The sequence below is a fragment of the Actinoallomurus purpureus genome (assembly GCF_024055795.1).
GTDB classification, from domain to species: domain Bacteria; phylum Actinomycetota; class Actinomycetes; order Streptosporangiales; family Streptosporangiaceae; genus Actinoallomurus; species Actinoallomurus purpureus.
This window is the reverse complement of the sequence record NZ_JAMXMY010000025.1, coordinates 148,311-158,253: the sequence shown is the minus strand read 5'-3', so window position 1 is coordinate 158,253 and position 9,943 is coordinate 148,311. Positions and strand designations below refer to the sequence as shown.

At 70.7% G+C, this 9,943-nt stretch carries 4 protein-coding genes; all 4 read right to left on the bottom strand.

What is annotated here, in order from left to right; translation table 11 throughout:
* Window positions 1-136: 136 nt before the first annotated feature.
* The 4 genes from NE236_RS35790 to yicI all read right to left on the bottom strand — a co-directional run bounded on the left by NE236_RS35790 (window position 137) and on the right by yicI (window position 9,928).
* Window positions 137-3,046 (bottom strand): beta-galactosidase, encoded by a 2,910-nt coding sequence (locus tag NE236_RS35790; protein ID WP_252846677.1) that lies wholly within the window; start codon window positions 3,044-3,046, stop codon window positions 137-139.
* A 209-nt stretch (window positions 3,047-3,255) separates the two neighbouring features.
* Window positions 3,256-6,216: a glycoside hydrolase family 3 protein gene (locus NE236_RS35785; RefSeq protein ID WP_252846676.1), complete on the bottom strand. Its 2,961-nt coding sequence runs from the start codon at window positions 6,214-6,216 to the stop codon at window positions 3,256-3,258.
* Window positions 6,217-6,281: 65 nt separating this feature from the next.
* Window positions 6,282-7,619, bottom strand: coding sequence for a GH1 family beta-glucosidase (locus tag NE236_RS35780; RefSeq protein ID WP_252846675.1), 1,338 nt, complete (start codon window positions 7,617-7,619; stop codon window positions 6,282-6,284).
* Complete coding sequence (gene yicI, locus NE236_RS35775) at window positions 7,616-9,928, bottom strand: alpha-xylosidase (RefSeq protein ID WP_252846674.1); 2,313 nt, start codon at window positions 9,926-9,928, stop codon at window positions 7,616-7,618. The genes NE236_RS35780 and yicI overlap by 4 nt, the downstream gene beginning before the upstream one ends.
* Window positions 9,929-9,943: the final 15 nt, after the last annotated feature.

The window sequence follows — 9,943 nt, the reverse complement described above, 5'->3', positions numbered from 1 at the left end:
AGGGGTGCCAGAACCAGCCGGACGGGGAGATGGTCTGGCCCTGGGAGGCGGCGTAGGTGTTGCCGGGCGGGCAGAAGACGCCGCCCTTCGGCTCCTCGAAGAACAACAGCTCGGAGTGCCACGGCACCGTAAGAGATCAGCGGGAGGAGGGGGAGGGAACGTCGGACACGGGCACGCCGCCGCGCTCGTTGTCGAGCGCGACCAGGCTCACCGGTGCGGGCGTGGCGCCGGTGCGGGCGACGACCGCGAGAGCGAGACTGTTGCGGCCGTGCTGCCGTAGGAGGCCGGCGGGCAGCGTGAAGTCGGTCTGCGGGCCGATGTCGCCGCCGTACTGGCCGAGGTTCCAGCCGTTGAGGAAGATCTGGACGCGGTAGCCCTTCCCGACCGGCCCGCCGAAGCGCAGCACGATCGGCACGTCCTGACCCTTGGGCAGGTCGAGCCGGAAGGAGGTGCGCTGCCAGGTCACGCTGGGCGCCACCTGGGTCGCGGCCCCGGCCGTCCAGGACCTGTCGTCGTAGGCGGGCAGGTGCCAGCCGGCGCGCTCGCCGTACAGGCCGCCGTTGTTCAGCGGCCCCCGCGTCCGGTCGGCGAGGTTCTCGCCGCCCCTGGCGCCCTGGATCCGCCAGGAGATCGGCGCGCTCGATCCGTCGATCGAGACCCCGTACAGGCCGCGCGGCTGCTTGAACCGGTTGTCGTCGGCGATCCAGTCGTCGTTGTGGCCCTGGTTCTCCACGAGGACGGACAGCACGGCGGGCTGTCCCGCCTTGACGAGGCCCACCGGGATCGTGAAGTCGCCGCGCCCGGGGTCGGGGTTCACCGGCGAATCGGAGTCGGCCTGGACGCCGCCCGCCGCCGAGCCGAGGTACCGCCCGTTCAGCCACACCAGGTAGGAGCCGCGCTTGCCGGTGAAGGCGTTCAGCGACACCTTCGTCTCGGTGCCGGTGGAGGTGAAGCGGCCCCGGTACCAGACGTCGCCGTAGTGGTAGCCGTAGTCGTCGGTGTACAGCACGGTCGGGGTCTTCGGCTTCAGCGGGCTCTCGGTCGTGGTCCTGGTCGCGGCCGTCCAGCCGGAGTCGTCGAAGCCGGGCTGCGCCTCGGGTGCCTCCGTCTTCGATCGCCAGCCGGTCAGCGCCGGCAGATGCACGGCCTGCGGGCCGGACAGCGTACCCAGCAGCGACCCGCTCGCGGTCACCCGCGTCCGTACGGGCGAACCGTTCACGACGAGGCGGTGGGCGTCGCCGAACACCTCGACGTCCTCGGCCTTGGCGGTGTCGGCGCGCAGGGAGGCGGTCCGCCCGGTCACGGTGGCGGAGCGGACGAGGGACGTGCCGCGCACGAGGACCGATCCCGCCTGCCAGAATTTCGCCGCCTCGGCGTCGGTGCCGAGCAGGAGCAGCAGCGGACGGCGCCCGCCGCCGCTGATCAGCACCCGGGCCAGGCCCGAGTGGGTGTAGTCGAGCCGCAGGTCACCGCCCGCGCCGGGAGGTAGGCCGGGGCCGGTTGGTCGGGGAGAGTACGACGCCTTCACCGACCCGGACAGGACCTTCACGGTCGGCTGGGAGGAGTAGCGCAGCACCGTGGAGCCCTGCGTGCCGTCCGTGCCGTACAGCACCGCGACGTCCCGGCCGCCGGTCACCACGTGGGTCATGATCTCCGAGTTCGACCAGACGAGCCGCTGGCCGCCCAGGTCGTACCCGGCGACCAGCACCTTGGCGTCCCGGCCCTTGACCCGCACCGGCACCGTGTAGCGGCCGTCCGGCGTGGTCCAGTCGAGCGTGGCCGAGTCGTCGGACGTGGCCGCGTGGTCGCTGTGGCGGACCAGCACGAACTGCGTGCCGGTGTCCGGGTTGGCGCGCGCGACCGTCTCGATCGCCTTGTCCGAGGACGCCGGCGCGGTCGCCGGGTCGGTCTTCGTGAGCGGGGCGACGGAGCCCAGGAAGAGGTTCTGCCGCTTGAACTCGTCGTACTTGTCGCTCAGCAGGCGGTTCTCGGTGATCGCCGAGCCGTAGTCGTACGAGGTGGGGACGTCGTTCGGCTGGGCCAGCCAGCCCCAGTTGGTGCCGCCGAAGCCCATGTAGTAGTTGAACGCTGTCGCTCCGGCCGAGATGAGGTTCGACTTGTAGAAGAACTTCATGAACTTCGGCCCGGTCAGCTCCCGGCACTTGTCGAACCCGGCGTTGTCCGGGTCGATCGACCCGGCCTGATATTCGGCGGCGAAGACCGGCGTGTCGTCGCGCAGCCGCTCGGTGAGCCCGGCGCCCCACGGCCCCCAGCTCGCGTCGGGGTCGGCGCAGGCGAAGCCCTGCGGGTAGTCGTCCACGCCCGGGATCTGCACCGCGCCCTGCCCGGACGCCCACGTGGAGGTCCAGGACGCCGCGTCGCAGCAGTCGTTGGTCATGGTCGGCACGTCGATGCCGTCGGCGCGCGCCTTCTTCTGGATGTCCTCCATGTACGCCGCGTCGGTGTTCATGGCGTACTCGTTCTCGACGTTGTAAAGGATGACCGAGCCGCCCCGGGTGATCTGGTGCGGCGCGAGGATCCGGTCGATGTGGCCGAGCCAGTCCCGGTACGCGGCCGTGTAGCCCGGTGCGCTGCTGCGGGCGCGGCCCGGCACGTTCTTCAGCCATGCGGGGAAGCCGCCGCCGGTGGTCTCGGCGTTGATGTACGGCCCGGGGCGCGCGATGACGTACAGGCCGGCCTGCTGGGCGATGGTCAGCAGGCGGTTCACGTCACGGACGCCGGTGAAGTCGTACACCCCGGCCTTGGGCGAGTGGTACGCCCAGTCGAAGTACAGCGAGACGGTGTTGAACCCGGCCGCCTTGTACTTCTCCAGCACGTCGCGCCACAGGTCGGGGCTGGGCAGCCGGTAGTAGTGGAACTCGGCGGACCGCAGCAGCACGCGCTGCCCGTCGATCTTCACGGAGTAGTGGTCGTACGTCACCTGGTGCTGTGGCGCGGCGGCGGCGATCGGCGGGACGACGGGGGACACCGCGAGGGCGAGTGACGCGGTGATGGCGGTCAGGAGGGCGAGGAGTCTGACTTTCACGAGCCGGGGCCTCCGGGTGGCGGTGATGGAGCCGGAACGGTCAATCCCCCGATGAGTCCGGAAATGGTCGGTCCCCCGATGGATGGGCGTCCCGCCCCAGCGTTCCTGGGGCCGGGGCGGGACGCCCGGCCTGTGTGGCCGCCGCTCTTAGGGGAGCGCTCCCATCGCGATCGTGGGAGGTCGCTTCGGCCGAGCGGCGGCCGGTCTTTCTACTTCAGCGAGAAGGTGCTGACCCGCAGGTCGCCGTGGAACACCAGGTAGACGTCGTGGCGGCCCTTCGCGCCGCGCAGCGCGGCGGTCGTGGTCGCGTACTTGTAGACGTCGCCGGTGCTCGACACCGTCGCGGTGCCGGCGAGGGGGCCGGTCGGCGAGTCGAGGCGGACCTCGATCGAGCCGGTGCCGTCGCTCGCCTTGGCGGCCGAGGCGGTGAAGGTCGCCGCTCCGGAGCCGAGCGACGCGCCGGCGAACTTGATCCAGTCGCCGTCGGCCGCGCCGACCGCGTCGCCGCGCACCTTGGTCTCGTCGACGAGGCGCACGCCCTTGTAGTCGTCGAAGTCGACCGCGCGGGTCGGCGCCGTGAGGTCGCGCGCCGGGATGGTCTCGCCCTGGACGCGCACGGCGGCGCGCTGCCGGACGTCGGCCGAGGAGGCACCGACGAGCACGTCGTACGTGCCGGTCTCCACGACGTTCTTGTCCCGGGTGACGTCCCAGTGCGCCAGGTCGGACACGTTGAACGTCAGCCGCGCCGTCGTGGTCCGGCCGGGGGCCAGGTGCACCCGCTGGAACGCGCGCAGCTGCTTGACCGGCTGCTTGTCGCGCGAGGTCCGCTGGTGGGTGTAGAGCTGGACCACCTCGTCACCGGCGCGCTTGCCGGTGTTGGTGACCTGGACGGTGGCGGTGACGCGCCCGCCCGCCCTGCTCACGTGCAGCCCGCCGTAGCGGAAGCTCGTGTAGGACAGGCCGTAGCCGAACGGGTAGAGCGTGCGGCCCTTGTAGTACAGGTACGTGCGGTCCGACTTGATGATGTCGTAGTCGAGGATGCCGGGCAGGTCGCCCTCCGAGCGGTACCACGTCTGGGTGAGCCGCCCGGCCGGGTTGCTGTCGCCGAAGAGCGTGTCGGCGATGGCGTGCCCGGTCTCCGCGCCGGCGTGCGTCGTCCACAGGATCGCCGGGACGTTCTTCTGCTCCCAGTTGAGCGTGGTCGGGTAGCTGTTCTCCACCACCACGATCGTGTTGGGGTTGGCCGCGCGCACCGCCTTGATCAGGTTCTCCTGGCTCTCGGCGAGGGCCATGGTGGTGCGGTCGTGCGCCTCACGGCCGTTGATGAACGGCATGCTGCCGACGACCACGACCGCCGCGTCGGCGCCCTTGGCGGCCTTGACCGCCTCGTCGGCGCCGCTGCTGATCGTGTCCTTGGCGAAGTGGGAGGCCTCGGCCTTGGTCGTGAGCACGAGCGTGCCGTCGTCGCCGGCCTTGAGGTACTTCTTGTCGCCGTACCAGGACTCGTCGGCCTCGTAGCCGGAGTACCGGAGCAGGGAGCTGCCGTCGTCCTGCTTCTCCAGGGAGAACATCTGCTGGACGAACCAGCCGTTCGGCTGGTCCTGGTCGTTGACGACGGTGTCGCCCCAGTTGTAGCGGCCGGCGTACTTGCCGTTGGCGACGCTGCGCAGGGTCAGCCTGCCCTGCCCCCAGTCGAACACGTCGAACTGGGTCGTGGCGTCGGCGCTGGTCGCGCTCTCCTTCAGCGCGGCCCCGGACGCCCCGGTCCCGGCGGTGATGTACTTGCCGGTCTTGACGTCCTTGAGCGCGATGCGGTCGGCGCCCTCGCTGTCGGCGACGGTGCCGCCGGCGCCGAGCCGCTGCTTGACGCCGTCCAGCGGGGTCACCTTGTACGGCAGGGAACCGGAGTACCAGTCGGTGTAGAGGGTCTTCTCCAGCGGACCCACCACCGCGACCTTCTTGCTCGTCGCGGCGTTCAGCGGCAGGGCGTTCCGGGAGTTCTTCAGCAGTACGGCGGCCTGGTCGGCGGTCTGCCGGGCCAGCGCCTGGTTGGCCGCGCTGTTGATGACCGACTTGCCGATCTTGGCGTACGGGCCGCCGTCCGGGTCGAAGTCGCCCAGCCGGACCCGCAGGCTCAGGATGTGGCTCACCGCGGTGTCCAGGTCGGACTGCTTGAGCAGGCCCTGCGACAGCGCCGACGTGACGGCGGCGGCGGTCTTCGAGCCGTCCGTGTCGTCGACCGTGAAGCTGTCCAGGCCGGCCTTGAGGAGAGCGGCGTCCGCCTCGGGCTGGGTGGCGTAGTACTTCTCGCTGCCGGTCAGGTTGTTCGGCGCGCCGGCGTCGGTGACGTTGAGCAGGTCACGTCTGGTCCAGGAGCGCACGACGTCGTTCAGGTCGGGGTCGACGGTGTTGGGCCGCCCGTTGACCAGGTTGTACGACGCCATCACACCGGTGGCGGCGTCGGCGGAGACGGCCGGGGAGAAGGCCTTCTCGTCGTACTCCTTCTTCACGCGGGGCCGCAGGTCCGACGACGTGGTGTCGCGGTTCACCTCGTTGTTGTTGGCGAGGTAGTGCTTGAGGACGGGCGCGGCCTTGAGGTGGTCCGGGTCGGGTCCCTCGATGCCGGAGCCGTACGCCGTGGAGATCGCGCCGGTGAGGTACGGGTCCTCGGAGTAGCCCTCCTCGTTGCGGCCCCAGCGGGGGTCGCGCAGCAGGTTGACGACGGGTGCCCACAGCTGGAGCCCCCACACGTCCGGGTTGACGGCGTTGAACCCGCGCGCCTCGTCGCCGACGGCCGAGCCGACCTTGTTGATGAGCGCCGGGTTCCACGTCGAGGCCAGGCCGATCGCCTGGGGGAACACCGTGCCGTTCGCGGTGACCACCGCGCCGTTGTCGTGGACGTCGGTGGACCAGGCGACGCCGTGCAGCCCCTCGGTGCCGGTCTTGAACGCCTTGATCCCCAGGCGTGGGATGGCCGGTTCGTACTGGTGGAGCAGCGAGATCTTCTCGTCGACGGTCAGCCGCTTGAGCAGGTCGTCGACGCGGGTCTTGAGCGGTAGGCGGGGGTTCTGGAAGGGGTAGGTTTCCTTGGCGTGGGCCGGACCGGTCACCCCGAGCGTGGCCAGCATGGCCACGCCGAGGGTTGCCGCTATCCGGGGTCGGAATCTCACTTGCCACGACCTCCTGTTAGTCGAAGCGCTTCGACGGTGTTGCCCCCGAAAAACAGTGGTGCTTCCTACTGACCCGGCCCCTGAGGGGAGTCCGCGATGACGTCGCGGTACCAGCGCGCGCTGTCCTTCCAGGTGCGCTTCTGCGTCGCGTAGTCCACGTGCACGATGCCGAATCGCTTCGAGTAGCCGTACGCCCACTCGAAGTTGTCCAGCAGCGACCAGACGAAGTAGCCGCGCACGTCCGCCCCGGCCTCCCGCGCCCGCCCGACCGCCGCCAGGTGGTCGCGCACGTAGTCGATCCGGCGCTGGTCGCGCACCCGGCCGTCGGCGTCGACGCGGTCGTCGAACGCCGCGCCGTTCTCGGTGATCATCAACGGGACGGCGGGGTGGTCGCGGTGCAGCCGCAGCAGCAGCTCGGTCAGCCCGGTCGCGTCGATCGGCCAGCCCATCTCGGTGTACGGGCCCGGCTGCGGGAGGAAGTCGATGTCGTCGCAGCCCACCCACGGCGACGCCGTGCCGTTCCCGTGCCCGTCCGCGGTGTCCCGGGGTGACACGCCGTCCCAGCGCCGTACGAGCGTCGGGGCGTAGTAATTCACTCCGAGCACGTCGATCGGCGCGGCGCAGGTCGCCTCGTCACCCTCACGGACGAACGCCCAGTCGGTGATCTGCTCGGTGTCCTCCAGCAGGTCGGCCGGGTAGGCGCCCGCCAGCATCGGCCCGAGGAAGACCCGGTTGGCGACCGCGTCGACCTGGCGCACGGCGTCGGCGTCCTCGCCACGCACGTGGTGCAGGTTGAGGGTGACCGACACCTTACCCGGCAGCACGCGCGCGGCCAGGCCGTGCGCGAGGTTGAGGTGGTGCGCCGCGGTCAGCGCCGCCGCCGGGTCGGTCAGGCCCGGTGCGTGCACACCGGAGCCGTAGCCGAGGAACGCTGAGCACCACGGCTCGTTCAGCGTGGTCCACAGGTGCACGCGGTCGCCGAGGGCCGCGCCGATCCGCTCGGCGTACTCGGCGAACCGGTAGGCGGTGTCGCGCGCCGTCCACCCGCCGGCGTCCTCCAGCTCCTGCGGCAGGTCCCAGTGGTAGAGCGTGGCGACCGGCCTGATCCCGCACTCGAGCAGCGCGTCGACGAGCCGGGAGTAGAAGTCGATCCCGCGCTGGTCGTGGATGCGCGGCCAGGCGATGGAGAAGCGGTACGCCCCCAGGCCCAGCTCCCGCATGATCTCGACGTCCTCGGGCCACCGGTGGTAGTGGTCGGCGGCCACGTCACCGGTGTCGCCGCTTCGCACCCGGCCCGGCGTGTGGCTGTAGGTGTCCCAGATCGACGGCACCCGGCCGTCCTCGCGGGCCGCGCCCTCGATCTGGTAGGCCGCCGTCGCCGCGCCCCACAGAAATTCGGTCATGAGATCCCTCTGATCGTGACGGTGTCGCCGGTGGCCTCGACGAGGAGGCCCTGTTCATGCTCGGTGACCGTGCCGCCCTCGACGTCGCCCGACCGGACGCCGACGAGCAGCACCCGCCAGTTCGCGGCGTCCCGCCCGGTCACCGTGACCACGTCGCCGTCCCGGGCGGTGGTGAAGGTCGCCACGACCTCGCCGGAGGTGTCCGGGACCTCCGTCGTGACCCGCGCGCCGTCCGGCAGCGCGTACGCGTGCAGCGTGACGCCGTCGGCGTAGTCGTAGTCCGGGCGGTCGTCGACCGCGCCCAGCGGGATCACCGAGCCCGGCCGGGCCAGCAGCGGGACGCTCAGGAAGCCGTGTCGCTCCCGGACCCAGCGCCCACCGGTCACCGGCTCGCCCGTCAGGACGTGCGTCCAGGTGCCCTCGGGCACGTAGTAGGCCGTCTCGTCGTCGGCCGAGAAGACCGGCGCGACCAGCAGGTCCCCGCCGAGCATGTACTGCCGGTCGAGGTGGCTGACGGCCGGGTCGTCGGGGAACTCCACGACCATCGAGCGCATCATCGGGATGCCCTCGCTGTACGTCTCCCGCGCCGCGCCCAGGATGTACGGCATGAGGCGTGCCTTCAGCTTCGTGAAGACGCGCAGGACGTCGACGGCCTCATCGTCGAACAGCCACGGCACCCGGTAGGACTGACTGCCGTGCAGCCGGCTGTGCGAGGACAGCAGGCCGAACGCGATCCACCGCTTGAACAGGGCCGGGTCCGGCGTGCCCTCGAAGCCGCCGATGTCATGGCTCCAGTAGCCGAACCCCGACATGCTCAGCGACAGCCCGCCGCGCAGGTCCTCGGCCATCGCCTCGAACGTCGACTCGCAGTCGCCGCCCCAGTGCACCGGGAACGCCTGAGACCCCGCCGTGGCCGACCGGGCGAACACCACGGCCTCACCCTCGCCCCGGCGCTTGCGCAGCAGCTCGAACACGGTCTCGTTGTACAGGTGCGTGTAGTAGTTGTGCATCCGCTCGGGGTCCGAGCCGTCGAAGTAGACGACGTCCGTCGGGATGCGCTCGCCGAAGTCGGTCTTGAAGCAGTCCACGCCCATGTCGAGCAGCGCGTCCAGCTTCGCGGCGTACCACTCGCGGGCCTCGGGGTTGGTGAAGTCCACCAGGCCCATGCCGGGCTGCCACTTGTCCCACTGCCAGACGTCGCCGTTCGGCTTCTTCACCAGGAAGCCGCGCTCCCCGCCCTCCTCGAACAGCTTCGACCGCTGCGCGATGTACGGGTTGATCCACACGCAGATCTTCAGGCCGCGCGCCTTCAGGCGCCGGAGCATGCCCTCCGGGTCGGGGAACGTGCGCGGGTCCCACTCGAAGTCGCACCAGTGGAACTCGCGCATCCAGAAGCAGTCGAAGTGGAACACCGACAGCGGCAGGTCCCGCTCGGCCATCCCGTCGATGAAGCCGGAGACCGTGTCCTCGTCGTACGACGTGGTGAACGACGTGGACAGCCACAGGCCGTACGACCAGGTGGGCACCCGCGCCGGGCGGCCGGTCAGCGCCGTGTACTTGCGCAGGATGTCCTTCGGCGTCGGCCCGTAGATGACGAAGTAGCGCAGCGACTGGCCCTCGACGCTGAACTGCGTGCGCGTCACGACCTCGGAGGCCACCTCGTACGACACGTGCCCGGGGTGGTCGACGAAGACGCCGTAGCCCGCGTCGGTCAGGTAGAACGGCACGTTCTTGTACGCCTGCTCGCTGGCGGTGCCGCCGTCGGCGTTCCAGATGTCGACGGTCTGGCCGTTCTTGACCAGCGGGCCGAAGCGCTCGCCGAGCCCGTACACGTGGTGGCCGACGCCGAGGTCGAGCTGTTCGCGGATGTGGTGCCGGCCGTCCCCGGTCTCCACGATGGCCGTGGTCTTCCCGCCGCCGCCGGTGATGACCCGGCCGCCGGCGGAGAAGTCGACGCGCCAGGGGCCCTGGCGGGCGACCCGTACGGACAGCGCGCCGGAGGTGAGGGACGCGGCCTCGTCGTCGACGGTCACGGTCACGTCGGCGCGCTGCTCGTTCAGCCGGAACCTCGGGTCCCGGGGGACCTCGCCGTCGAAGTGGGTGACCGTCACCCCGATGACGTCCGGCATGGGGGAGGTGTAGGTCAGGGTGAGCTGCGGGCCCTTGAGCAGGTCGCCTCGGTGCCGGATGTGCTGGGTCGGCGCGTAGACGCTGAGCGAGTCGGCGGCGGCCTGTACGTCGAGGACTTCGACCGGGTACGAGGCCTGCACGCCGTCCTGCAGCATCCAGTAGCCGTCGGTGAATCTCAAAGGGTGGGTCCTTCT

Bases quoted from the DNA above. Each gene is read 5' to 3' on its own strand.
- NE236_RS35780 (WP_252846675.1), bottom strand. From the start codon at position 7,619: ATGACCGAATTTCTGTGGGGCGCGGCGACGGCGGCCTACCAGATCGAG.